Below are 23,774 nucleotides of genomic sequence, written 5' to 3' on the forward strand. Positions count from 1 at the left end.
CGCTCGCGATGAGCGGGGCTCGAGTGGAACACCTGCGAAGTTCCAAACGGCACGTCATAGCCAAGTGTTATCATGAACTCTTAAGAGTCAACGATCGTGACCGTGATCGGCGAGCCGGAAATCTGCGGCTCACCCGTGTCGACGATACCGTTGCCATTGACGTCCCAATGTGCTCTGACCGTGAATGTGTCATCACTCCCATCGTTGACATAATGGCAAGCCCAAACATTTTGGTCAAATGGCACCGTATGGTTCACAGTCGCGCTGACCTTGTCGGTCCCGTCCGTGCTATTGCAGGCAGCAAAGGAACCATTCGCATTACCTGCGCTGACTGGGAAAGTGTCCGAAATTTCGAGAACCACTTTCAGGGCCGCAGTGAGCGGAGTGTCAGGACCCGCTGTTTCCACTCGAACAAAACCATCCACACCCGTGTTCGTACCACCGGCATTTGCCTCTGCCACGTTGAACGGACTCGGCGTGCTCGTGAAGGTCGCATTGACCATGTACGTGATAGTGGTCGCTATCGGCTCGCCCGAGCAGGCGCCGAACGGCGCAGAGACGTCGGCACAGGCAGTGACCACGTAGTACCCACCCACCGTCGCGTCATCGGTGAACGTATAGACAACCGAAGCCTCACCCAGCGCGTTCGTCGCGACTGTTTGGGGGGCGGTTGGAGCAATAGTGCCACCGGTAACCGAGACCGTGAAAATGATGTTCTGGCCGACCACTGGGGATCCACCGAGAGTCAGCTTCGCGGTGACGCGCCGCTGATTCGCGGTGAGCGAGCCCACGCCATCAGGATCGAGCCCAAGCACGCGCGTATCGCTCGCCGGTGTGATCGTCAGCACGTAGCCGCTAGGTGGCGTCGGCGGCGGCGTCGGCGGCGGCGGGAACGGCGTGTAGGTCGGGTACGGCGTGTAGGTCGGATACGGCGTGTAGGTCGGATACGGCGTGTAGGTCGGATACGGGGTCGGGGTCGCGCCCGGCGTACCGGTCCAGCCCGCCTGCAGCATGGCCAGGATCTCGCGCGAGACGTGGCCCTGGAGCACGCGGAACTGCGGCGGGTTGTTCGGGTGGAACTCGAGCCGCGAGCGCTCGAACCACTGCGTCACCACCCCCAGCTCCGGCGCGTAATACTCCTCGGTCAAGGGGTAGCCGTGGATCATCAGCCCGCCGGTGCGGTTCCAGTACGCGCGGAACTCGCCGCACAGGTTGTGCTGCGTCTCCGGGAAGTACTGGCAGTCGCCGCTCTTGGGCGCGGCCGGCGCGATGGCCGACTCCGGCGGCAGCTTGGGCATCTTGTGCCCGGCACCGACCCACTGCTGGGCGACAGTCGGGAGCGCCAGCGCCAAGACGAGGGCCAGCGTGATCAGCACCGTCGTCCCGCGCCGCGTCCCCGCCCAACGACGCAGGCGACCCAGCCGGCTGTCCCCGTCCGGTCGGAACGGTCGCGAGAATCTCATCGGTCACCTCCCATGCTCGCGGCAACGCGCCCGGCCGACCGTCCACGCGCTCGCGTTGCCGTCCGTGTCCACCCCCTGTATAGCGGATAGGGTGCGCGCTGTCAAGATGCTCCGCGTACGGTCGTACCTCCTTCCTCGTCTCTCCCGGGCGACCGGACGCCCGGCCGGAAGCGCCCGGCGCCCATCGCGCCTCCTACCGGTACAACGTGCGAGGGTGGTGGATGGTTTCGGGGGTCGCGGGTCGCGCCGCCAGCCAGCTGTGCGGCGCGGCCGGGGTGTGGGGGACCGCGGCCACGGCGGTCGCTGGCCGGCGCGGTGCGGGGCAGGAGCCTGGGGCAGCCCACCGACTGGCGCGGCAAACAGCGCGGCGCACCACCGTGGGCGTTGGCGATCCGGCTGACACGGTTCCCCACCGCGCCCGCAACGCCTTTCCGGCCCTGCCGGGCCGGCGGGTCAGGCAGCACCTGACCCCTACAAAATGGGGATACCGCCCCACCGTGGCAGGCAGGTGCGGCACCGGTGATGCGCCCGCCCATTCATGTAGGGGCGACGCGGTGCGTCGCCCGACCGCGCCACCGGCGCGGCAACATCCGGGTTGCGCGCCAGGATGCGGCGATGATCGCGACCGACGTCGCACGCCGGTGGTGGTCTGCCGGCCCTGGCGGGCCGGACGGGTCAGGCACCACCTGACCCCTACAAAACGGGGCCGGTCACCCGACCGGAGCCGGCCATGCAGCGCACTGGTGCTGGACCGCCCAACCTTGTAGGGGCGAGGCGCTGCCTCGCCCGCCCGCGCCAGGGGCGCGGCGATTCAAGGTGGCCGACACGTCTCGCACGACACGCAGCGCAGACCAGCCGAGCGGCCCTCTCCACGATCGCCCGGCCGTGAACGGCCGGGCTCAGTCCCCAAGCCGGCTGAAGCCGGCTGATCCCAACGGCCCCTGCACCTGGCCGATCGACCCGGGCACCTGTGCGCCTCACAGCCCCCTTCAGGGGGCTTGCGGACTGAGCCCGGGGCTTCAGCCCCGGGCGTTCGCTGCCGACCGCCCCGGCAGCGATGGTCGCGGCACCACTGCACCCCTAGGCGTCGGTCTGCCGCCCCTGCCGGGCCGGCGGGTCAGGCAGCGCCTGACCCTTACCGGGCTGGGCGGTGATCAGCGCGCGACCGACGACGGCCAGAGGTTTCAGTCGAGTCCGTCGCACGAAGGAGGAGAACCAGATGGCACTGACCAAGGTAGAAGCCGCCAAACTGACCGACGACATGCTGCTGCGCGGCGTCATCGAGACGATCGTCATGGAGTCGCCGGTGCTCCAGCGCCTCCCCTTCATGGAGGTGGTCGGCACCGGGCTCACCTACAACCGCGAGGCGACGCTCCCGGCCGCTACCTTCTACGAGGTCGGCGATACCTGGACGGAATCGACCCCCACCTTCACCCAGGTGACGACCGGGCTGAAGATCCTGGGTGGCGATGCCGACATCGATCACTTCCTCCTGCAGACCTACCGCGATCCCAACGAACTGGAGGCGATCGTCATCCAGAGCAAGGCCAAGGCGGTCGCGCACGCCTTCCTCGCCACCTTTTACACCGGTGACGCCAGCGCCGATCCCAAGCAGTTCGACGGCTTGCGCCGACTCGTCCCGGCCAGTCAGACCTTCCAGCCCGGCCCCAACGGCGGGAGCCTGACCCTGGAGCTCCTGGACCAGCTGGTCGATCTGGTCAAGCCGGGCAAGCCGGACGCGCTCCTGATGTCCAAGCGGACGCGCCGCAAGCTGAGCCAGCTGCGCCGCCAGAGCGGGACCGTCCTGGAGAGCGATGTCGACCAGTTCGGTCAGCGCGTCCTCTTTTACGACGGCATCCCGGTGCTGGTCGACGACTTCGTGCCGGACAACGAGACGCTCGGGACCGGCACCGGCCTCTCCTCGATCTACGCTGTCAAGTGGGGGCCGAGCGGGCTGATGGGGCTGGAGAACGGCGGCATCGTGGTCGAGGAGGTGGGCGCGCTGGAGACCAAGAACGCGCGGCGCTGGCGCGTCCGCTGGTACTGCGGCCTGGCCCTCTTCTCGACGGTGGCGGTCGCCCGGCTGCAGGGGATCGCGGCCAACTAGCCGCGCGACGGGGCTGGGAATCGGCGAGCGGGGAGTGCCCGACCGGCAGCGCGCTCCCCCTCGCCGGCGCAGTCCCTGCCTCCTCGCAACCGCGTCCGGCCAGCGCGGCCGGGCGCGGCGCTGGGGCAGCTCGCGACCGGTCGCTGGCGGGCGCGCCGGCGTCCAGCGCGAGCGACGCGTCTCCATAGCGGACCGTTCCTTCGAGGGTGTTTCGCGGTCGGTGGAACCGGCGCGATCGAGCGGGAGGTGAGCGATGACCACGACCGGGAGCGGCGCGCTGCGCCTGCGCCGGCTGCTCGCCCGTCGGCGAGCGAGCCAGCTGGCCGAGCGGCCACGCACCGCCTACGAGCTCCTGACCCGCCAGATGGTCGAGCAGCTCGGACGCGACTTGGCCGACCTGCGGCGGCGCGTCGACCAGCTGTTCACGACCGTCGTCGGCGCTATCCTGCTCGAGTTGCTGCTCCGCCTGTGGGGCTGAGCGCCCAGCTGCTCGCCACAGGCATGCTGACCGCTGGCTCGACGCTCTCTCCTCAGGAGACCGCGCTCCGCCGCTCAGCGGCTCCGCCGCTCCTGCAGCGAGCCGGCGGAGCCTGGCGACGCAGGCAGGCCGCGGCTGGCGGAACCGGGGCATGCTCGCCGCGGGAGCGAGCGGGGAGTTACCGAGGCAGAGCCACCGCGCAGCCAGTGCCGGGTGAACTGCGGAGCGAGCCCGCGACGGCGTCGAACCCCTTCGCCCGATCTCCAGCTGTCCTGGACGCGGGGCGCACGCCGCGACACGGGCTGCACACGGCTGACCGCTGCTGCGCGACGGCGAAGGTCGGCGTCGCGCGACCGGCAGCTGGGTGGCTGGAAGGTCCGTCGGCAGGCAGACAACGGTCCGTCCATCGTCCCCTTCCGCTGTCCGCCGGCTCGCATCGTCTGCGCGGCCGACGGTCCGAGAGACGGGGCGTTTGGGGCCACGGCCGGTCGCAGCTGGCCGGCAGCGACCTCCGTGCGCCGGTCGAACGACGAGGTGACGGAGAACCACGCCGTCGTGCTGGAGCGGTCGCGGCGCGTCCACTCGGCGTGCCCAGCGCACGTCGCCGCCGACGGCATGACGCCAGCCTGACCGTCTGCGCCCAGCCTCGCCCGCGCGGTGCGCCGCCCCCTCTCCCCCACCGAGCGGGGCCGGGGGCTGAAGGGTGTCCAGCTGCGACCATGTGGGCTCGGAGAGGTGGTCAGGCGGATCTGCTGACGGCTCGACGAGCGTTTGTTCGGCTAGTGCGGCTGTCCGTGCGGTGACGCGCCCGGGAAGGCCTAAGCTGCCCGCAAGCGCGACCGGCGGGCTCCGGACGAGCCGCGTCCGCCCACCCCTCCTGCGAGCCGTTCGACCGACCATCCGAGGAAGGAGGAGACGATGTCCGAGGAACTCCTGGTCACCGGCGTCCTGCCGCGCATCGATGCCGCACGCTTCGCCCAGATCCTGGCTGCGGTCGGCTCGCCGGCCGCCGCGGAGGCAGCGCAGGCTTGGGCAGCCGTCGCGGCCGAGGGGGTCGATCCCCTCTTCGCCCTGGCCGTCTTCTGGCACGAATCGCGCTGCGGGACGACCGGGCTGGTCGCCGCGCACGAGCTCCGCAACCCGGGCGCGACGCGGACCAGCCGGACCGGCGTGGGCGAGCCGGTCAGCGTGCCTGGCCGCGGCCGTTTCTGGCGCTATCCCTCCTGGACCGACGGGTTCCGGGACCTCGCGCGACGGCTGGTCGACCCCGGCTTCGTCTATCGCCAACAGGGTGCCTGGAGCGTCGAGCGGATCGTCCCACTCTGGGCGCCGGCAGCCGACGGCAACGATCCGGCACGCTATGTGGCCGCGGTGCGCGCCTTCATGGCGCAGCACGCCGGCCAGCCGGTCGCCGGTGTCCCCCTGCGTCTGGCCTGGTTGCCGCCCAGTGCCCCCAACCGGCCCGGCTTTCCGCTGCAGCCGGCCTGGATCACGATCCACGAGACGGCGAACGAAAACCCCGGCGCCGATGCCGAGGCGCACCGCCGCTTCGTCCACGCCGGGGGTGGGCCGGAAGGGGTGAGCTTCCATTTCGTGGTGGACGACCGCGAAGCGGTGCAGCTCCTGCCGGTCGTGGAGAACGGCTGGCACGCCGGGGACGGGCCGAGCGGTCCGGGAAACCGGACGAGCGTCGCGATCGAGCTCTGCGTGCATGCTGGCTCGGACTGGGCGCGCACCCAGGAGCACGGGGCACGCCTGACCGCTGCCCTCTGTCGTGCGTTCGGGCTCCCGGCCGAGCGGGTCGTGCCGCACCAGCGCTGGAGCGGGAAGGGGTGCCCGCGTCGGTTGCTGGCGCAGGGGTTCGGGCGCTTTGTTGACCGGGTGGCCGAACAGCTGCGCGCCGCAGGACGGTTCTTCCCGCAGACCGGCTACACGCTACGCGGCGACTTTTTGGCCTTCTGGGAAGCCCGCGGTGGACTGGAGCTCTTCGGCTACCCGCTGAGCGCCGAGCGGCGCGAGCCCTGCGAGGACGGCCACGAGCACTGGGTGCAGTGGTTCGAGCGCGCCTGCTTCGAGCGGCACGAGGAGCGGCCACCCGGCCGCCAGGTGCTGCTGCGCCGCCTGGGCGCGCTGGCCCTGGCGGGAAAGGAGGCACCGTGAGCGGACGCGAGCGCCGCCGTCCGGCCCTCCGGCCCGCGTCGACCGCACCAGCCGCGGAGACGGTGCCGCCGGAGCGGGCAGCGCTGGCCGAGCGGATCCTGGCCCTGCTCCGCACCAGCACAGCGGCAGGCGACCTGGAGCGGGAGATCGCCGCGCTGCGCCAGGTGCTGGGGGAAGTGCTCCTGGCCGAACCGGATCCCCGCCAGCTGGTGCGGCACGTGGCGCGCCTGGTGGAGGTGGAAGTGCGGGCGCTGCGCGCCCAGCGCCTCCTGGTGGGCGAAAAGGGGAACGACCTGGCCGACCTCTTGGCGCAGCTGGCACTCGAGCTGGGGATGACGGAGGAGGCCGCCGAGTGAGGGGCGGCCCGCTGCCAGGCTCCTCACCCCACCCGGGGGTCGCCGCCTGGCGGGCCGGCCGGTCCGGCACCACCTGCCCGCAATAGGACGGGGCCAACCACCGGGCCGGTGACGGCTGGCCCTTCCAGCCGCGCCAGCCCACCCACCTGTGTCAGGGCGAGGCGCTGCCCCGCCCGACCGCGCCAGAGGCGCGGGCACAGCCACGTAGCCTGCATCGGACACGTCGCCGATCTGCCAGCCACTGTGCCGATCGCCGCACCTGGCGATTGACCGGCCCTCCGGGCCGGCGGGTCAGGCAGCGCCTGACCCCTACGAGGTGGCACCGCTCACCTGACCGGAGCCGGCTATGCGGCGCAATGGTGCTGGGCCGCACCACCTGTGTCGGGGCGGGGCGCTGCCTCGCCCACCGCGCTGCCGGCGCGGCAACATCCGTCGTATGCATCGCCCGGTCCGCCGATCCTGCCGGCATCGTAACCATCGCCCCACCGGCGATTGACCGGCCCTCCGGGCCGGCGGGTCAGGCAGCGCCTGACCCCTCCATGGCGGGGGCTGCCGCCACCCGTGGCGCCCATGTGTCCGACCGGGGATGCAGCGCGCCACGCTGTAGGGGCGAGGCGCTGCCTCGCCCGACCGCGCCGCATGGCGCGGTAATGCATCGTGGCCGACACGTCTCGCCCGACACGCAGCGCCGATCAGCCGAGCGCCCGTATCCACGATCGCCCGGCCGTGAACGGTTGGGCTTCAGCCCCGGGCGTTCGCTGCCGACCGCCCCGGCAGCGATGGTCGCGGCACCACTGCACCCCTAAGCGTCGATCGGCCGGCCCTACCGGGCCGGCGGGTCAGGCACCGCCTGACCCCTACCAGACGGGAATATCGCCGCACCGTGGCCGGCGCGTGCCGCACCTGCGACATCCGCCCGACCAGGTCGGGGCGGGGCGCTGCCCCGCCCGCGCGGTGCTGGCAACGGTACGGCGGCAACCAGCGGTCGGGGGTCGCTCGTCCAGCGGCACCCTGCTGCGCGACGAGTAGGAGGTGTTCCATGACGCTGACGCTCGAGGCAGCGCGCGCTGCGCTGCGCCGCCTCGCCGCCGACCAGGCAACACCGCCCGCCTGGTCGGACGAGGACCTGGACACGGCGCTCGCCATCGGGCTGGCCCAGCTCGACCAGCTGGCACCGTCCACCGCGGTGGTCCAGCTGGCCGCGGGCGGCACCGACCGGCTTCCGCTCCCGAGCGGGGTGCAGCGCGTTTTGGCCGTGCTGCACGCTGGCCAGCCGCTCGCCGGGTGGTCGGTCTGGGCTGGCGAGTTGGTCTTCGCCGAGCCGGTGAGCGGCAGTCTGGAGCTGCGCTGCTGGCAGCGCCGCACGCTGCCGGATGCCGCCAGCGATCCCCTGCCGCTCAGCGGGCCGGCCGAGGAGACCTTTCTGCTAGCCGCCGCTGTCGAAGCGCTGCTCGTCCAGGCGCTGGTCCAGCAGGGTCGCCACCAGGGGCCGGTCGGGCCACTCGTCGCCGCGCTCGAGCAGGCGCGGCTCCAGCGCGAGCGGGCAGCCCGCGCCCTGCCGCGTGTCCTGTGCAGCCGGTCGCTGCGGTAGGGCGACGCGCCGCTCAGGGGTCCGGCAGCGCCTGCCTCTCCCGGGCGGGGGTCGTCGGCTGCCCAGGCGAGCGACCACACGCCCTCGCGGGGGCGGCACCCTCCTGGTGGGAGCGACGCGCTGCCTCGCCCGCTGCGCACCAGCGCGGCACCGTGCGGTAACGCGTCCCGGTGGCGGCAACGCTCCCCGGACCGTGGTCATCCGCACGATACGTGGTGATGGCCGGCCCTGCCGGGCCGGCGGGTCAGGCAGCGCCTGACCCCTACCAGACGGGGGGTCGCGCATCACGGTGATGCCTCTCTCGCCGATCGGGGATGGGTCGTCCCACCTTGTCGGGGCGAGGCGGCGCCTCGCCCGACCGCGCCACTGGCGCGGCAATCGATCGTGGCCGACACGTCCCGCACGACACGCAGCGCAGACCAGCAGAGCGGCCCTCTCCACGATCGCCCGGCCGTGAACGACCGGGCTCAGTCCCCAAGCCGGCTGAAGCCGGCTGATCCACACGGCGCCCGCACCCAGCCGATCGACCCAGGCGCCTGTGCGCCTCACAGCCCCCTTCAGGGGGCTTGCGGACTGAGCCCGGGGCTTCAGCCCCGGGCGTTCGCTGCCGACCACCCCGGCAGCGAGGGTCGAGGCACCACTGCACCCCTAGGCGTCGATCGGCCGGCCCCGCGGGCCGGCGGGTCCGGCACCGCCTGCCCTCTACCGGACGCGGACGGTGGCACCGACTTCGGGCGAGTGTCCGCCGCACCGGCGATGCGCTGACCTGCCCCTGTCGGGGCGACGCGCCAGCTCGCCCACCGGGCTGGGAACCCAGGAACCGGCTGTGCGCTCTGCTCCCGCGGTACTCGGAACGGCCCAGCCGCCGGTCGTGTGGCCGCGTCCACACCATGAGGACGATCTCCCCATGGCAGAGTGCCGCCCACGATCCGGCTGGTGACGGAATCCGGAACGCGGGCGGCCGGGGCACACGGCGCCTGCCGGCGGACTGGTGCTTCACTGGCCTTCGTGACCCGCGCGCTCCGCCGCGTGGGGCGTCACCCGCTCAGCGTGCGATCGACGACAGTCTGACTTTCCGATCAGCAGCCCTACCCAGCTGATCCTGCCCGCCCTGTCTGCCGGGCAGGGGACCACCCAAGGGGGCACGACTGGCCCCTCGGGTGAGCGGTCGGCAACAGAAGAGCGAGAGGCGCGTGACACGCCCGCGGCCATACCGGCCAGTGACCAGCGGGCCGAGCTGTCGATGGCGCGAGGGCGTTCGGCCATCCGGCTGGCGAGGCTGTCTCCGCGAGCGCGCTCGACCGTCCGACTCGGCCCGCGCAGCGGTAGGAAAACTGCCCGGTGGCCCTCGTCGCTGACCGGTCGCTGACCGCCCAGCTGGCGGGATGCACGAGGCACCCGCGACTGGTTCCGGCGCCGGGGAACTACTCCGGCACGCTTCCCTTCGGATGCGCGCCGAGCAACCGACTCCCTCGACCTCTGTGGAACCCCACTGGACGCCATCTTGCACCGGCGTGGCTGGCGCTCTCGGGACTCGCTGGTCGTGCGCTGGCTCGGCGCCTTCGAGGAGTGGTTCGGGGGAAGCGTCGAGACTGGCACGACGTACCCGAGCGTCTCGCTCGAGTAGCTCGTGTTCGCCGGGGCAACCCGGCAGGTTCGTGTGTCCGTACAGTTGATTGGCTGGCCGCCGCGCCATGGAGTGTCCGCTGGCCGGACGGATGCACGTTACCACTCGGCCCTGACCAGCGGTTTCCAACAGGTGTCTGACGACACCCCTGACCCCACTTTTCTCGCTGGCGGGAAGGGTGGGATTCGAACCCACGGGGGCGAGTTTTGCTCACCCCAATCGCTTAGCAGGCGACCCCTTTCGACCTCTCAGGCACCTTCCCGTCTACGAGCACCTGGGCGGAGAGGGAGGGATTCGAACCCCCGAGGCTCATCGCCTTGCCGTTTTCAAGACGGCCGCCTTCAACCACTCGGCCACCTCTCCGCACAGCACGCTCAGGAGCACCAGCAATGCTCGAGCGTGAGGCTCACTGCGAGAGTATACCAGATCATCGGCGCACCCTTCCAGCAAGGCCGGAATGGTCCGGCGCAGTCGGCCAGAACCAACCGGACGCCGCCCGAACGGGCGCGAGGCGGAAGGAAGCAGGGCCGGACAACTGGCCGCGTCCGTCGCTGGAGAACGCGTTTCGGCCATCGTGGGAGCCAGGCTGGTCCGGCCGGTGAGTCCAGCTGTGGCGAGCCGGGCGCTCGTTGTGTGCACCGTGCACGGTGGGCGGCAGCAGCTCGGTCGATCGACGGTGCTCCCGCCGGCGCTCGACCGCATCGGCTCGTCGCCGCTCGAGAGCTCGTCGCCTGGGCCGTCACGCAGGTCCGAGCTTGCCAGGTCCGGAGACGGGATGGCAGTGCGCACGACCGGGTGCGCGAGCGCCTCGCGCGGTACTCCTCGGGATGTCGGCAGGATCGCTGAGGGCTCGCAACGCCGGTCGGTCAGGCGCAGGTCCAGCCGGTTCGCATCGTTTCAGTAAGAGCGATGGAGGCTCGAAACAGCGACTGCTCAGCGTATCTGCCGCGCCGGATACCCGTTGCGACCGTGTCGCTGTGGGCTGACAAGGCCGCCGGCGCCCTGGCTGCACGCCGCACGCCTCCGGTTTCGACCGCACCGGAGCGGGCAGGAAACGCTGCACGGGGACAGCTTACAGCCTCGTCGCCGATCCGCTGCAGCAGGACCGCTGCTGCCGAGTGACCCCGGCCTTCTTTTGCCGCGCCCGAGATGGCTCGCTCGCCGCGAACGCTGCCGAACCTCCGCACTGGTCGCGCGATCGCTGCTGCTTCCGTGAGGTGGCCTGAGTGAAGCCCTTCCGCTCGACCGTTCCCGATCTTGACACGGCACTTTTCGCTCCGTATGATCGCCAGGACATTCGGTGGGTTGTGCGGGGCGCGCGTCCGCTGGGCGAGCGCCCATCCAGGGTGGGAAAGGCTCGCCATGCGGATCGTGCGTCTGTTCGTTTCGGTCCTCCTGCTCTGCGCGCTCGTCGTTCCGCCTATCGCCGCTCAGGAGAGTGCGCCCGATTCGCCCCCGGTTCTGCTGTTTCCCTTCGTCCCCAATGGCGAGCACTACGGTGATACCGGCCCCTGGTACGGCACGCTCGTCCTCCAAAATCCCGAGTCGGTTCCGCTCACCGTCGAACTCCGCACCGCGGGCGGTCAACGCCTCCGCACTGTCACGGTCGATCCCCATGCTCACGCGATCGTTCTGCCCAGCCAGCTCTTCACTGGTGCCTGCCGTCAGTACCCGGCTACCGTGCGTGTCCACGAACTCGACGGTATCGACCGGATCCACCTCCCCACTGCTGCTTTGGCCGTCGACCGGATCGAGATCGCTGGCTTCCAAGAAGGGATCGATTTCCGCTGGCGTGCCCTCGCCGACGAGGTCTGGATCGATTGGTCGCTCCCCGGCTGGGAGCCGACCGCCCCCTACACGGTGCTGGTCATCGACTGCCCTGATGGGCAGCCGGTCGCACTGCATCTGGTCGCGCCCACCGATGCGCTCCAGGGCGACGCTGCCTCCTGCGTCGCGCTCACCCGCGCCATCGAGCTTTCCGCCGTGAAGGGCGCCCTTGACGACGCGGACAGTGTTCCTCTACCCAAGGGGATCGGCCCCATCACGGCGGTCGAGGTACGCTACGGACCGCGTTACTGGGCGAGTCTGGGTCTGGCTGATCCGACTGCCCTCGATACCAGTAGTCGCTGGCAGGCCACGGTGAGCGGCGGTGCCGTCACGATCCAGTGGGGTGCAGCGTCCAACGATGACGACGGTGGGATTCCCACCGGAGCGCGCTACTCGGTGATCGTCCACGCCCAGGAGGCCGTCTGTCGCCAGCCTCGCGTCGCCGCCATGCTGCTCCTCACCAGCGGCGCTCCAGCCAGCTCGACCGGCTCGCTGAGCGGCGCGACCATCGCCTCCAGTCTTCCTGCGGTCACTCCTGCCCGGGCCGGGGTGACGGTCGTCCCCTTCGTTCAGCGGAACAACGGTTGGACGACCGTGCTCCACCTGGCTCACACGAGCGAGCGGAGCTGCCCAGTCCAGGTCGAGCTCTACGGACGCCGCGGTGACCTGGCCTGGTCGGGTAGTCAGACGCTCGAGAGCGGCCAGGTGTGGCATCTCGATCTGCGGACGCTCACGCTGCCGAGCGACTTCACCGGCAGTGCGTGGATCCGCAGCAGCTGCGGCCCGCTGGCCTTCGCCGACCGCCTCAAGCCCAGCCACCGACTTGCCGTGAGCACGGTCGCGGTCGATCCAGCCGAACCAGCGCGGAACCTCGTCCTCCCGCTGGTTTACGCCAACCACAGTGGCTGGAACACCGGCATCGCGCTCACCAACCTGGGGAACAGTGCGGTCACCGTCGATCTCGCCTATCGCGATGCCGCGGGGACCATCCTCCGCAGCGAGCGGCACACGCTCCGACCGCGCGAACACGAGGTGTTCTACCGGCCCGACCTCTACCCGGGCAGCCCACCGCCGGGGTTCCGGGAACTGGCAGCGCTCAGCGTCACCGCTGATGGTCCGGTCGCGCTGATCGGCGACGCGGTGAAGTACCAGGCAGGATCCGGCAAGGCGCTGACGCTGCCGGCACTGGTACCCCTCGATCCCGGCATCTCCCTGCTCTTTCCGCTCGCCACGACCGATCTGCCACCCGAGCTCGGCGACGCGACCGGACTGACGATCGCCAACGCCGCGACAGCGCCTGCTCCCACCACTGTCGAACTCTGGTCGCTGGGCGCGCCGGTCCCCATGCGTTTCGAGCTTCCCATCCCCGCCCAGGGCTTCGCCGTCCTCTATCTCCCGGAACAGATTCGCGTCACGTCCCGTTTCACCGGGACGGCCATCGTCTCGGCGGCGACTGGTCGCTTGGTCGCCAGCGGCACACAAGTGAACGCGACGGTGCTCGCCGATGGCGCGACCGGGACGCCGCTCGCTCCCGGCTGGTCAGTGCCGGTCCTGGGAACGAGCCTTCTCCCCACCTGGGACGCGACCGGTCCAGGACTCGACTTCGCTGCCAGTGCCGCGGGGCTTCCCAACACCCCGCTTCTCCTCGAGATCAGCGACGAGACGGCTGACCTCGATAGCGATCCGGCCTGTACCAGCCCGAGTTCGCTCCGGGTGAGCGGCACCGGAACCCTCGCGGTCTCGCTCTACACCTGTGCACTCGATCCGGTTCAGCCACCCACTGTTCGCGTGCGTCTCTGGTGGGATCGCGGTCCGCTCGTCGGCGCGCTCGATTCCGGCGACGAACTCCTGGTCGAACGAGTCGTGGCGCTGCCGCGCTGAGGGATACGCCGAAACGTGCTACACTGCAGCTCGGCTGGCAACGGCGCCAGCCGGAGTGGTCGGCGACGACGCCGCTGGGAGCACGATGGCTGAACTGATCCTCCGCGATCTCTGCCGCTGGGATCGACGCTTCGTTCTCGCTTGCCCTCCCGGCCTCTCCGAGGAGAGCGCCCTCGAGCGTCCCATCTCCTGGGCGATCAGTGTGCGGGCTGCTCCACCATTCTTACCGCCACCGCGCGGCGACGAACTCGTCATCCTGAGCGGCCGCATCCTGCGCGAGATCCAGGCCTCCGGCCTGGCCGAGGCCGAAGACCTCCTGGACACGCTCGCCGAGGCACCGATCGCCGCCCTCGTCACCGAACCGAACCTGATCGAGGGGCCGGTCGGCTCGCTGCCGCTCCTCCTCTTTCCCGGGCCTCTCCCGCTCGATCTGGAGCCGACGCTCAACCGCTTGCTGACCGAGCAGCGGCGGGCACTCTACCGGCTTTCCACCGAACTCACCCGCGAGCTTTCGCGCGCCGCGTTGAGTGGCGGGCTCGACGCGGTGCTCCAGGCGGCCGCTTTGGCGAGCAATCGCTCGCTCCTGCTCCAGGACAGCGAGGGTCGCCTGCTGGCCGCAGCTGGTCCGACACCAACCCCGGCTCCCCCCACCGCGCTCGCTCAGGCACGCCCGCATCCCGCGACACGCCTCCTCAGCGAGTCGCTGGGCGAGCGCTTGCTGACGGCCATCACCGCCGGAGGTCGGGTCGCCTATCTGTCGCTCCTCGCCGTGGCGGGCGAGACGACGGAGCGGGATCGCCTCGTGCTTTCGCTGCTCGCCGGCCTGTGCGCCAGCCTCTTGGCACAGGAAAGCCGCACCGCACGCCCCACTCCCTCGAGTCAACTCGTCGCCGACCTCTTGCTCGGGCGGGTCAGCGAAAGCACGCTCCCCCTCGTTGCCCAACGACTCGGCCTCGGTCCGAACCAGCCGGTGATCGTCGCGCTCCTCGCTGCCAGCGGCGAGCCAGAGGCAGCGGAACGCGTTCTCCGTCGCATCCTGGAGCCGAGCGCACGCGACCGCTCGACTCCCCTTGGGGATACCCTGGCGCTTCTCCTCACGGAGGACGAGGCAGCGGCAGTGGAGGACAGGGCACGCAGCCTGGTACGCCCCACCTTTCCCGAACCTCCGGCTCTTCTCCCGCCCCGGTTCGCGGCTCCTTCGGTGCGGAATCAGCCAGCATGGTTCCTCGTCTTCGCGGAGCCGGTCCCTCACCTGCGCGCGGTGCCGCAAGGGCTGCGCCAGGCTCGCTTCCTGGCTGGTCTGATCCGCGAGGGAGCCCTACCTGGCCCGATCGCTCGCTTCGATGCGCTCGCCGATACCGGCCCCTTCGCCTTCCTCTATGCACTCTGGGGAGAAAACAGAGCCACCGAACTCGCTCGCTCCCTGTTGGGCCCGCTCCTCGAGGAGGACGAGCGAGCCCAGGAACTCCTGCGCACGCTGGCAGCCTTCCTCGCCTGCGGAAGCGCTTCGGAGGTCGCCGCGCACCTCGGGATTCACCGCAATACGGTCGCCTATCGCCTGGCACAGATCAGCGAGCTGACTGGTCGCAATCTGGCCGATCCACGCGACCGGCTGCTCTTGCATCTGGCGCTCTTGCTCGTGAGCATGCCACCAGCGGAGCCGCCAGCCGCTCAGTGAGCGCGACGCCGCGGGACACGAAAACCGAGTTCGGCGGCCGACCGGGCGAGGACGACCCGCTCCAGCGAGACGACCTGGACATCGCGTACCGGAATCCGTCGCCAGCCCAGCGGGATAGGCAGTCTGCCGACCAGGAAGGTACCGGCACCGAGCGGCACCGCATCGTCGGGCGCACTGGCATAAGCTTGTCTGGCTGATTGGGTGATCGGGCCAGGATTGCCGAGCGGGCCGGTCGGCTGCGGACCGAGTCGTTCACCCGATACGCGGCTCCCCTCGGTTGAAAAAACCGAACGAGGACGGACCTCGAGTGGGCCGAACTCGACACGCCGCACCGTGCCGAGATAGACCCCGTCGCTGGTAAAAACATCCATCCCGACGCGGATATCGCGTGCATCGAACGTCATGCCACGCCTCCGGCGAGCCCGACCGTGACCGATGGGTCAGGACAACCATGCCCCCGTGGCGTAGTATAAGGAAGCACCGTACCGGTCGAGGGAAAGGGGATCGGGGTGCACAAGCAGCGTGGGGGGATTCGCCGAGTCGGGTATCGCCTGCTCCTCGTCGCGATCGTCGTCGCGAGCCTCCTCCCCAGCACGATCGCGCAGGCAGCAAGCGACGAGGCGACGCTCGCTCTGGAGCGCATCAACCACTGGCGTGCCTGGAGTGGGCTGAGTCCGCTCGTGCGCCATCCTGCATTGGACGCCGCGGCCCAGGCCCATGCACGGTACTATTTCCTCAATGCCAGTGATCCCGATCTGGCGGGAATGGGGCTTCATCGCGAAAAGCCGGGGAAGCCCGGCTTTACTGGGGAAGACATCCTCGCCCGTGCCCAGGCCCAGGGCTACAGAGGATCAGTCAACGAGAACATCGCCTTCACTGGCTCGCTCAGCGCTGCTGCCGAGGCCTTTCTCGGCACGGTGAACCATCGCTTGCCACTCCTCGATCCGCGCTATCAGCACATCGGTTTCGGCGCGGTCAACGAGGGCAACGTGCGGATCGAGGTCGTGATGGTGGGAACGCTCGGCGACTGGACCGAGCAGGCCAGCCCGGAGTGGGTCGTCTGGCCGCTCGACGGGATGACCGGCGTACCGACCCACTTCTGGGGCGAAGCACCCAACCCGTTCCCCGAGGCCATGTATCCGATCGGTTATCCGATCACGGCCAAGTACTTCGGTCCGGGCGACGTCTCCTTTGCGCGCGGCGAGATCCGGCGTGAAGGGCAGGTCGTCCCCAGTCACTTCGCCACCGGATCGGGATGGCTCAGCCGACGCTCGGCGTTTCTCGCCGCCACGGAACCGCTGCGAGCGGGGGCGAGCTACCAGTACGTGATCGAAGGCACTGCCGATGGTCGCCCCTTCCGGCTGACCGGTACCTTCCGGACAGCAGCACGAGCAGGCGAGGAACTGTCCCCTGGCTCACCAGCACTCGCTCTTCCCGTTCCACCGGGCCTCGCCTCCGCCCCAGCTGTCATTCAACAACAGTGGCGCGCGACCGATGGGCCGGTCGCGAGCGGCCAGCGCGCTGGCTGGACCTTCGGCCCGGATGCCTGGGCCACTCGTTGGGAGCCCTATGCCGAGTCTCCGGGTGGGCGCCGCCAGGTCGTCTACTTCGACAAGGCGCGCCTCGAGATCACCGATCCAGGGGGCGATCCTGCTTCCCCCTGGTTCGTGACCAGCGGATTGCTCGTCAGCGAGATGGTGCTCGGTCGCGTCGCGGTCGGTCAAAACCGCTTCACAGTGCGCTCCCCGGCTCGAGTGCCGCTCGCCGGTGACCCTGCACCGCAGAACCCTGACGCCCCGACCTACGCCAGTCTGCGTCCCCACTCGTCGCTGGTATCCGGCGTGCACGCACCGAACCGGACCGGGCAGCTGATCCGCGAGGTACTGTGGCGCGACGGCACGGTCACGAGCGACGATTCCCTGGTCAGCTTCGGCGTGACCGTTGCCGCCTATGACGAGGTGACCGGCCACAACATCGCCCGGCCGTTCGTCGACTGGCTCGGCCAGCAGCCTTGGGACCCCCTGTACGTCGTCGGTCGGCCCATCGCTGATCCGTATTGGGTCCGCGTGCGGGTGAGCGGCGAACTCCGCTGGGTGCTGGTCCAGGCATTCGAACGCCGCATCCTGACCTACACGCCGGACAACGATCCCAGCTGGCGAGTGGAAATGGGCAACGTTGGCCGGCACTATTACGAGTGGCGCTACGGTACGCCGGCGCCAGCAGGGTGAAGCAGTGTGCTCTCGTGGCCGGCATTCGGTGACGATCGAAAGGAGCGAGCAGGGATGAGCCAGGCGACGCGCGACGCCATCCTGCAGCAGGTGCGACAGACGCTCGAGGCCCGCTTGGCCCTGAGTGACCAGATTCCGCAACTCGCTGAGGATGTCTGCCGCATCCTCGAGCGGACGGTTCCCTGGTACGACTGGGTCGGCATCTATCTCGTCGAGGGAGACGAACTGGTGCTCGCTGCCTGGTCAGGCCCCGCAGCCACGGAGCATGTGCGGATTCCGATCGGCCAGGGCATCTGCGGGGCCGCTGCTCGCGAGGGACAGACGATCATCGTTCCAGACGTCCGCCAGGATCCACGCTATCTCCAGTGCTTCCTCTCGACCCGCTCGGAGATCGTCGTCCCGATCCGGCAGGATGAAGACGTGATCGGCGAAATCGACATCGACAGCGATGAGCTGGCCGCCTTCGACGAGAAGGACCGCGCCCTGTTGGAATGGCTGGCCAGTGAACTCGCCGAACGGCTCCCTCACCACCGCGCGAGCGCTGCCTGACCGAAAAGCTCGTCCCAGGTACTCGCCGGTGCTGGATAGGCCTGCCGCTTGGCCAGTGCCTCGAGGAGCTGCTGGGGAACATCGGTCGTCACTGCGCGAACGCCGGCACGCAGCGCGCGGAGCGCCTCGCGCGGATCGTTCACGGTCCACGTCGTCACCTGCCAGCCTTGCCGACGCAACCAGCGGGTCAACCATGGCGTGACGACCCGGTGCTGGAGCGCCACGACATCAGCCCGCGCCAGCCGCAGGGTGAGCGCCAACTGGACGGCCATGAGCGAGCGCATCGGGAAGGCGCTTCGTCCGGCGACCCGCCGGGGAAAGCGCGTGAACGCGTGGCCGTGCGAAAGGCCACGCAGTGCGGTCGGGAGCGAGAGCGCCAAACGGCGGAGACTGGCCGCGTGCTGGCTCGTGATGTAGACCCGCTCCGGATGCCCCCACCGCTCCACGATCGTCACCAGTCGTCGCTCGAAGCCGCTCCCTTTGAGGTCGAGATTGACCAGGGCCTGCTCGCCGAACTCCTCGAGAAATTCTTCCAGCGTCAGGAGCGACGGGATGGCCACCCGCAAGGCCGCCAGGCTGGCTTGCCGCACGACGAGCCGGCCACCACCCGGCAACGGCACCACGCCATCGTGCAACAGCACGAGCGCCCCATCCGCAGTTTGCCGGACATCGCACTCCAGTGCTGGCACCCCAGCCGCCAGTGCGGCCTGGAAGCTCTCGGCCGTGTTGTCACCCGGCGAATTCCCCGCCCCCCGATGGGCGATGACCGTGAAAGGACGGTCGATCACGCTTCGCATGACTCCGCTCGCTCACCCGCGCACCGCAGGAGCCGCACCAAGCCGTACCAGCTCCCGCCCAGGAGATACCCACCGAGCACATCGGTCAGCCAGTGGTGACCGAGATACATCCGAGAGAGTCCCACTGTCGCCACCAGCAGACCAGCACAAGCGAGCAGCAGACCACGCACCCAAGCCCAGGGCACACGCTCGGCCACTGCAGTCAGCGCCGCCAGCCAAAAGGCTGTATACGTCACCACATGCCCGCTCGGATAGCTCGCATCACGCGGTTGCGTGACCGGGACGATGATGGAGGGATGATTCGGGCGCGGGCGGCGGATCAGGCGTTTGGTCACGAAGCTGACCGTGCTCGCTGTCCAGGTCGAGAGAAGCTGGAGCGCCACTGTTCGTTGGCCGCGCCACCAGAACGCGGCGATCACCGCACTCGGGAGCAACACGCTCTGCGGGGGAAAGCCGAGCCAGCTCACCCAGCGCAGGACATGACCGATTTTCGGTGGAATGCTCGTCTGGAGCCGACGCAGCAGCGCCAACTCGCAAGACGACTGGGGATGCCGACGCACCCAGAGCGCCAGCAGCACGTAGAGCAGGAGAGCACCTGCGAGCGCGAATACTCCTGGAACTCGACGCCGGCAGTCCATAGCGCTCTCGCACTGCCCTTCGCTATTCGGCGAAATCGTCGAGATCCGGTGCCTCGTAGCGCCACAAGCGTTCGGGGCGCTGGTACCCGAGCGCCGCCAGGTGATCGACCACCGCGAGCACGACCTCGTCAGGCGTCGAGGCACCAGCCGTCACCCCGACCACCCGCTTCCCCTCGAGCCACGCACGGTCGATTTCCTCCGGTCGCTCGATGTGGTAGCTGGGAACACCACAGGCGCGGCCGACTTCGGCGAGGCGCGCCGTGTTGGAACTCTTCTTTCCACCCACTGCGAGCAGGACATCGACTTCGCGGGCCAGCGCGCGCAACGCTTCCTGCCGCTCCCACGTCGGTTGGCAGATGGTATTGACGATCCGGATCTCGCCCCCATGCCGGGCTACCCAATTGGCCAGGCCGAGCGCGAAGGCCAGGAACTCGTCTGTCTGCTTGGTCGTTTGACTCACCACCGCGACCTTACGCGGCGGCGCCACGACACCCGGCACGCCGCGCGGCCCTTTCCACGGCAAATCCTCCAAATGCTTGGCCGCAACCGCCCGTGAGGTTCCGGCCCAACCGAGCACGCCGCGCACCTCAGGGTGGTGAGCATCGCCGTAGACGACGAGAAAGTAGCCCTGACGCACCAGCTTCTCGGCCAGGCGCTGTACTTTGGTCACCAGTGGGCAGGTCGTGTCGATCAGCTCCAGTCCAGCGTCGCGGGCTTCCGCCGCACGCTGCGGTCCCGCCCCGTGCGCCGTGATCGCCACGCGCCGGAAACCACGCTCGCGCGCTTCGCTCACCGAGCTGACCGGCTCGATCCCCTGGACCTTCAGCCGTTCGACGACTTGCGGATTGTGGATCACGTCACCGACCGTCGCGATCGGGCCAGCTTGGGCAGCCTGCTGGATGATCTCCAACGCTCGGCGCACACCCCAACAGTAACCCATGACTTCCGCGAGGACGATTCGCTTCTCACCCGTCGCTACGGTCATCGTCGCCTCCTCGCGAACGCGCCGCTCCCCGTTTCTCACCGAGTATACCCCCGGGGAAAAGCGCTCTCCCGCTGCTCGCCCATTCCTCCAATTCCCGATAGAGCTCCCACAGCGAAGCCACCCCGAAGTGCGGCTCCACATCCCCCTGCCAGGCTTGGCCGTACCGGTTGCACCAGACACTGGTGAGCCCAGCACGCTGTGCTCCAGCCACGTCGTTGACCGGATGATCGCCCACGTACAGCGCCTCTTCCGGACGCACACCCGCCAGCCGGAGCGCATACTGGAAGATCGCCGGGTCCGGCTTGGCCACACCGATCTCCTCGGAGACGACGACGATCGGGAACAACCGCTCGATTCCCAGCCGGGCCAGCTTGGCCCGCTGAATCGCGCTCGGTCCGTTCGTCACGAGTCCGGTCAAAGCGCGACGCTGGATCGCCCTGACAGCCGTCACGCTGTCCGGAAAGAGCGAAAGCCCCAAGAACCGGTCGCGCGCATACACCGCCGACGCGCGCTCCAGCCACGCGGGATCGGTGCATCCGGCCATCTCCAGTGCCCGCTGCACTCCCTCCCAGGTGTGGCTCGGCTGGGCCAGCGCCAGCGCCACGATCACGTCGCGTTCCAGGGACAGTACCTCGTCGGGAAGAGCAGCCAGCGCCGTCTCTACCCGGAGACGGAACGAGCCCCGGTGATCGCACAGGGTATCGTCGAGATCGAACAGGACCAGCCGGATCGGCATGCTGCTCATCTACCCCACCCAAGCCTACGCGGTCAGAGCAGGATCGACCAGCGAGCAGGCTACGGGTGAGCGGTTATCCTCTCTACGAGGACGGTGGAGTACGCGATGGTGCGCTGGTTCGCTGATCGGTACCGGAACCTGTGGCTGGTGGTGCTCCATGCGCTCGTCATCCTCGGCCTGGTCGCCAGCATACCCGCGAACATCGTCGCCTTTCGGACGATGACGCGGGGGATCGAAACCGGTGAGCAGGCGGTACCGATCGCGCACACTGACGTCAATCCTTTGGGGATCAATACCTTCCTGCAAGCCGAGCCCGATCCGGACAAAGTCGCGCAGATGCTGGACATGATCGCCGCTGCCGGCTTCAGCTTTATTCGCCAGCCGTTTTTCTGGTACGAGATCGAGCCGGAACCGGGTGTCTTTTGGGATACGAAGTGGAACGTCAGTACATGGGAAAAGTATGACCGGATCGTGGAACTGGCTCGTCAGCGGGATATCGAGATCATCGCTCGCCTCGACAAACCTCCCCGCTGGGCACGCGCCGGCCAGCCGAACCTCGACCAGTGCCCGGATGGCCCTCCGACCCACTACGAAGACTACGCTCGCTTCGTCGAGGCGGTCGTCACCCGTTACCGAGGAAAGATCCGCTACATCCAGATCTGGAACGAGCCGAATCTGCGGAACGAGTGGGGTTGCCAGCCGATCGATCCAGCCGCCTTCACTCGGCTCCTCGCGCTCGCATACCAGGCCGCCAAGCGTGCCGATCCCACTGTGCTCGTCCTGATGCCAGGACTCGCTCCCACCGACCAAACCGGGCCGGAGAACCTGAGCGATCTCCTCTTCTTGGAGGGAATGTACCAGGCAGGTGCCGCCCCCTACTTCGATATCGCCAGTGCCATGGTCTACGGCTACGGCTACAGTCCCTCTGACCGGCGCGTCGAGTTCGCCCGCAACAATTTCTCCCGCGTCATCCAGACGCGGGAGATCATGGTGCGCTACGGCGATCACGCCAAGCCGCTCTGGGTGGCGGAATACAATTGGGTCGCCTTCCCCCCCGACTGGCAGGGACTCCCTTCCGTCTGGGGACGACCAGTCACCCTCGAGCAACAGGCGCGCTATCTCTACGAGGGATACTTGCGCGCCCAGCGGGAGTGGCCGTGGATCGGGGTCCTTTGTGTCTGGTACTTCCGCTGGTGGCTTCCGCCGGACGATCCAGCGAATGCCGCTGATCCGACGCGCGGTTTCGCGATCGTGGAATGGGATCTCACACCCCGTCCGGCCTTTCAGCTCCTCGCCCGCGCTCGCCCCATCCTCGACCGCGCGTGGACCGGAGCCTACGCGGCGGACAGCCGGTACTGGCAGGCGAGCGAGGGCTGGGAACGTCGCGCGACACCAGCTGGCCAGGCCTGGGTACCACAGAACACCGCAGGGACGCTCGAGTTCCTCTTCGGCGGGCCGCGCGTCGACCTCACCCTGCTTCCTGGTACGCGGATCAGCGTGCAGGTCGACGACCGCCCACCGCGTGTTCTCGCCAATACCAGCGCGAGGCCACAGCGGATCACCGCCGCAGCTGGCCTCGCCGATAGCCCTCATACCCTGATCATCCGTCCCCTGTCACCGCAAGGGGGGATCCTCCAGGCCAACGTCATCCGCCGACCGTTCGTCCTGGATACGCTCCCTTCCTTCCTCGGCGCGACCGGGATCGTGCTCGCGCTCAACGTGGTCTCACTGGCATGGACGCTCCGCCGACTCGGCACTCGTCACCGCATCGTTGCATCGCTGACCGCTCCATCGCTCAGGCAGAGCGGAGCGGGGCCAAGCAGCGCGTGAGCGCGTCGCGCCAATCGGGGAGGACGATACCCAGCGCCGGCGCTGCCAGGCTGGTCAAGACTCCGTTGCGCGGTGGGCGAGCCGCCCGCCGGAACTGGCTCGCCGGAATCGGCTCGACTGGCACGCCGAGTCCGAGCGTCTCCAGCACCGCGACCGCCCACTCGTACCAGGAAGCCCTGCCGGCGTTGACGAGATGGTACGTCCCGTAGGCCGGTTGAGCGACCAGTTGCCAGATCGCTTTCGCTAGATCGTCCACGAAGGTGGGGCTCCCGTATTGATCGGCGACCATCCGCAAGCGTGGTTGCTCCCGCGCGAGTCGCAGAACGGTCGTGACGAAGTTGCGCCCGTGCGCGTCGTAAAGCATGGCCGTCCGCACGATGTAATGGCGCGGGCAGAGTGCGCGGACGACCTCCTCGGCTGCCAGCTTGCTTGCCCCGTACACGCTCAACGGATGCGGTCGCGCGAACTCGTGATACGGCTCGTCCTGCTCTCCATCGAAGACATAATTGGTGGAAAGCGCGACCAGCGCTGCCTCGGCGGCCGCGCAGGCAGCCGCGATGTGCTGCGTGCCCAGCGCATTGACGCGCCAGGCCCGTTCCGGATGCCGCTCGCAGCCGTCGACATCGGTCCAGGCTGCACAGTGGATGACGAGCGTCGGTTCGACCCGAGCGAGCACCGCACGCACGGTGAAGGGATCGGTCACGTCGCACTCGGCCGCTCCCAGCGCGATCACCTCCGTGTGCGCTGGAGCGGTGCGCACCAGCGCACGTCCCAGTTGGCCGTGTCCACCGGTGATGAGCACGCGCACCACCGACCTCCGCAGACGTCGTCGGTTACTATAGC

Annotated in this window: 18 protein-coding genes and 2 tRNA genes; 10 read left to right on the forward strand and 10 right to left on the reverse strand. The window is 69.2% G+C overall.

Going from position 1 to position 23,774, the window contains the following annotated elements; genetic code table 11:
* Positions 1–80 precede the first annotated feature (80 nt).
* The gene (locus tag TRD_RS14990; protein WP_015922588.1) at positions 81–1,463 is read right to left on the reverse strand and encodes a hypothetical protein; all 1,383 of its coding nucleotides are present in this window, start codon (positions 1,461–1,463) and stop codon (positions 81–83) included.
* A gap of 1,219 nt (positions 1,464–2,682) precedes the next feature.
* Between TRD_RS14990 and TRD_RS07695 the strand changes: the two genes are divergently transcribed.
* The 4 genes from TRD_RS07695 (at position 2,683) to TRD_RS07710 (ending at position 6,564) form a co-directional block, all read left to right on the forward strand.
* A complete protein-coding gene (locus tag TRD_RS07695; RefSeq protein WP_015922589.1) occupies positions 2,683–3,570 on the forward strand; it encodes a major capsid protein in 888 nt (295 codons plus the stop codon).
* A 253-nt stretch (positions 3,571–3,823) separates the two neighbouring features.
* Entirely contained in the window at positions 3,824–4,048 is a 225-nt protein-coding gene (locus TRD_RS07700; RefSeq protein ID WP_015922590.1) for a hypothetical protein, read from the forward strand.
* A gap of 918 nt (positions 4,049–4,966) precedes the next feature.
* Positions 4,967–6,208, forward strand: coding sequence for a peptidoglycan recognition protein family protein (locus TRD_RS13685; protein WP_015922592.1), 1,242 nt, complete (start codon positions 4,967–4,969; stop codon positions 6,206–6,208).
* On the forward strand, positions 6,205–6,564 hold the full coding sequence (locus tag TRD_RS07710) for a hypothetical protein (protein WP_015922593.1): 360 nt from the start codon (positions 6,205–6,207) through the stop codon (positions 6,562–6,564). Before TRD_RS13685 ends, TRD_RS07710 begins: the two co-directional genes overlap by 4 nt.
* Before the next feature lie 23 nt (positions 6,565–6,587).
* Here TRD_RS07710 and TRD_RS14625 read toward each other — a convergent pair whose 3' ends face one another.
* The gene (locus tag TRD_RS14625; RefSeq protein WP_143714667.1) at positions 6,588–6,779 is read right to left on the reverse strand and encodes a hypothetical protein; all 192 of its coding nucleotides are present in this window, start codon (positions 6,777–6,779) and stop codon (positions 6,588–6,590) included.
* An 824-nt stretch (positions 6,780–7,603) separates the two neighbouring features.
* Between TRD_RS14625 and TRD_RS07715 the strand changes: the two genes are divergently transcribed.
* A complete protein-coding gene (locus TRD_RS07715; protein WP_015922594.1) occupies positions 7,604–8,155 on the forward strand; it encodes a hypothetical protein in 552 nt (183 codons plus the stop codon).
* A gap of 1,794 nt (positions 8,156–9,949) precedes the next feature.
* On the opposite strand, the gene TRD_RS07720 is transcribed toward TRD_RS07715, so the two are convergent.
* Together TRD_RS07720 and TRD_RS07725 are read right to left on the reverse strand one after the other, a co-directional pair.
* Positions 9,950–10,044: transfer RNA gene (locus tag TRD_RS07720), tRNA-Ser, on the reverse strand.
* Between the two features lie 17 nt (positions 10,045–10,061).
* A tRNA-Ser gene (locus tag TRD_RS07725) sits at positions 10,062–10,145 on the reverse strand.
* A gap of 999 nt (positions 10,146–11,144) precedes the next feature.
* Between TRD_RS07725 and TRD_RS13695 the strand changes: the two genes are divergently transcribed.
* Positions 11,145–13,490 (forward strand): hypothetical protein, encoded by a 2,346-nt coding sequence (locus tag TRD_RS13695; RefSeq protein ID WP_015922598.1) that lies wholly within the window; start codon positions 11,145–11,147, stop codon positions 13,488–13,490.
* A gap of 85 nt (positions 13,491–13,575) precedes the next feature.
* Positions 13,576–15,168, forward strand: a complete 1,593-nt coding sequence (locus tag TRD_RS07750; protein WP_015922599.1) for a PucR family transcriptional regulator — start codon at positions 13,576–13,578, stop codon at positions 15,166–15,168.
* Here the strand turns inward: TRD_RS07750 and TRD_RS07755 are convergent.
* Entirely contained in the window at positions 15,162–15,572 is a 411-nt protein-coding gene (locus tag TRD_RS07755) for a PRC-barrel domain-containing protein (RefSeq protein ID WP_015922600.1), read from the reverse strand. The genes TRD_RS07750 and TRD_RS07755 overlap by 7 nt on opposite strands.
* A gap of 105 nt (positions 15,573–15,677) precedes the next feature.
* Between TRD_RS07755 and TRD_RS07760 the strand changes: the two genes are divergently transcribed.
* Both TRD_RS07760 and TRD_RS07765 read left to right on the forward strand, forming a co-directional pair.
* Complete coding sequence (locus TRD_RS07760) at positions 15,678–17,396, forward strand: CAP domain-containing protein (protein ID WP_015922601.1); 1,719 nt, start codon at positions 15,678–15,680, stop codon at positions 17,394–17,396.
* A 54-nt stretch (positions 17,397–17,450) separates the two neighbouring features.
* Positions 17,451–17,945 carry a GAF domain-containing protein gene (locus tag TRD_RS07765; RefSeq protein WP_015922602.1) on the forward strand — a complete coding sequence of 165 codons (495 nt, stop codon included), beginning with the start codon at positions 17,451–17,453 and terminating at the stop codon, positions 17,943–17,945.
* On the opposite strand, the gene TRD_RS07770 is transcribed toward TRD_RS07765, so the two are convergent.
* Genes TRD_RS07770 through TRD_RS07785 form a run of 4 tightly spaced genes read right to left on the reverse strand, consistent with a single transcriptional unit; the run spans position 17,921 to position 21,110 of the window.
* Positions 17,921–18,742, reverse strand: coding sequence for a glycerophosphodiester phosphodiesterase (locus tag TRD_RS07770; protein WP_015922603.1), 822 nt, complete (start codon positions 18,740–18,742; stop codon positions 17,921–17,923). The two genes, TRD_RS07765 and TRD_RS07770, sit on opposite strands and share 25 nt — an antisense overlap.
* A complete protein-coding gene (locus tag TRD_RS13700) occupies positions 18,730–19,380 on the reverse strand; it encodes a phosphatase PAP2 family protein (RefSeq protein WP_015922604.1) in 651 nt (216 codons plus the stop codon). Before TRD_RS13700 ends, TRD_RS07770 begins: the two co-directional genes overlap by 13 nt.
* A gap of 22 nt (positions 19,381–19,402) precedes the next feature.
* The gene (gene ispH, locus TRD_RS07780) at positions 19,403–20,365 is read right to left on the reverse strand and encodes a 4-hydroxy-3-methylbut-2-enyl diphosphate reductase (protein WP_015922605.1); all 963 of its coding nucleotides are present in this window, start codon (positions 20,363–20,365) and stop codon (positions 19,403–19,405) included.
* Positions 20,346–21,110, reverse strand: a complete 765-nt coding sequence (locus TRD_RS07785) for an HAD family hydrolase (protein ID WP_052294081.1) — start codon at positions 21,108–21,110, stop codon at positions 20,346–20,348. Before TRD_RS07785 ends, ispH begins: the two co-directional genes overlap by 20 nt.
* A gap of 96 nt (positions 21,111–21,206) precedes the next feature.
* On the opposite strand from TRD_RS07785, the gene TRD_RS07790 reads away from it, so the two are divergent.
* Positions 21,207–22,931: a cellulase family glycosylhydrolase gene (locus tag TRD_RS07790; RefSeq protein WP_143714669.1), complete on the forward strand. Its 1,725-nt coding sequence runs from the start codon at positions 21,207–21,209 to the stop codon at positions 22,929–22,931.
* Here TRD_RS07790 and rfbD read toward each other — a convergent pair.
* Entirely contained in the window at positions 22,897–23,739 is an 843-nt protein-coding gene (gene rfbD / locus TRD_RS07795) for a dTDP-4-dehydrorhamnose reductase (RefSeq protein ID WP_041436052.1), read from the reverse strand. The genes TRD_RS07790 and rfbD overlap by 35 nt on opposite strands.
* Positions 23,740–23,774 lie beyond the last annotated feature (35 nt).

This window comes from Thermomicrobium roseum DSM 5159 (genome assembly GCF_000021685.1).
In the GTDB taxonomy this organism is placed as follows: domain Bacteria; phylum Chloroflexota; class Chloroflexia; order Thermomicrobiales; family Thermomicrobiaceae; genus Thermomicrobium; species Thermomicrobium roseum.

Excerpts from the sequence above, each read along its gene's own strand:
- TRD_RS14625 (WP_143714667.1), bottom strand. The coding sequence starts at position 6,779 with ATGCAGGCTACGTGGCTGTGCCCGCGCCTCTGGCGCGGTCGGGCGGGG.
- TRD_RS13695 (WP_015922598.1), top strand. The coding sequence starts at position 11,145 with ATGCGGATCGTGCGTCTGTTCGTTTCGGTCCTCCTGCTCTGCGCGCTC.
- TRD_RS07750 (WP_015922599.1), top strand. The coding sequence starts at position 13,576 with ATGGCTGAACTGATCCTCCGCGATCTCTGCCGCTGGGATCGACGCTTC.
- TRD_RS07790 (WP_143714669.1), top strand. The coding sequence starts at position 21,207 with ATGGTGCGCTGGTTCGCTGATCGGTACCGGAACCTGTGGCTGGTGGTG.
- TRD_RS13700 (WP_015922604.1), bottom strand. The coding sequence starts at position 19,380 with ATGGACTGCCGGCGTCGAGTTCCAGGAGTATTCGCGCTCGCAGGTGCT.
- TRD_RS07765 (WP_015922602.1), top strand. The coding sequence starts at position 17,451 with ATGAGCCAGGCGACGCGCGACGCCATCCTGCAGCAGGTGCGACAGACG.
- ispH (WP_015922605.1), bottom strand. The coding sequence starts at position 20,365 with ATGACCGTAGCGACGGGTGAGAAGCGAATCGTCCTCGCGGAAGTCATG.
- TRD_RS07700 (WP_015922590.1), top strand. The coding sequence starts at position 3,824 with ATGACCACGACCGGGAGCGGCGCGCTGCGCCTGCGCCGGCTGCTCGCC.
- TRD_RS07785 (WP_052294081.1), bottom strand. The coding sequence starts at position 21,110 with ATGAGCAGCATGCCGATCCGGCTGGTCCTGTTCGATCTCGACGATACC.
- TRD_RS07715 (WP_015922594.1), top strand. The coding sequence starts at position 7,604 with ATGACGCTGACGCTCGAGGCAGCGCGCGCTGCGCTGCGCCGCCTCGCC.
- TRD_RS07755 (WP_015922600.1), bottom strand. The coding sequence starts at position 15,572 with ATGACGTTCGATGCACGCGATATCCGCGTCGGGATGGATGTTTTTACC.
- TRD_RS14990 (WP_015922588.1), bottom strand. The coding sequence starts at position 1,463 with ATGAGATTCTCGCGACCGTTCCGACCGGACGGGGACAGCCGGCTGGGT.
- TRD_RS07770 (WP_015922603.1), bottom strand. The coding sequence starts at position 18,742 with ATGCGAAGCGTGATCGACCGTCCTTTCACGGTCATCGCCCATCGGGGG.
- TRD_RS07695 (WP_015922589.1), top strand. The coding sequence starts at position 2,683 with ATGGCACTGACCAAGGTAGAAGCCGCCAAACTGACCGACGACATGCTG.
- TRD_RS13685 (WP_015922592.1), top strand. The coding sequence starts at position 4,967 with ATGTCCGAGGAACTCCTGGTCACCGGCGTCCTGCCGCGCATCGATGCC.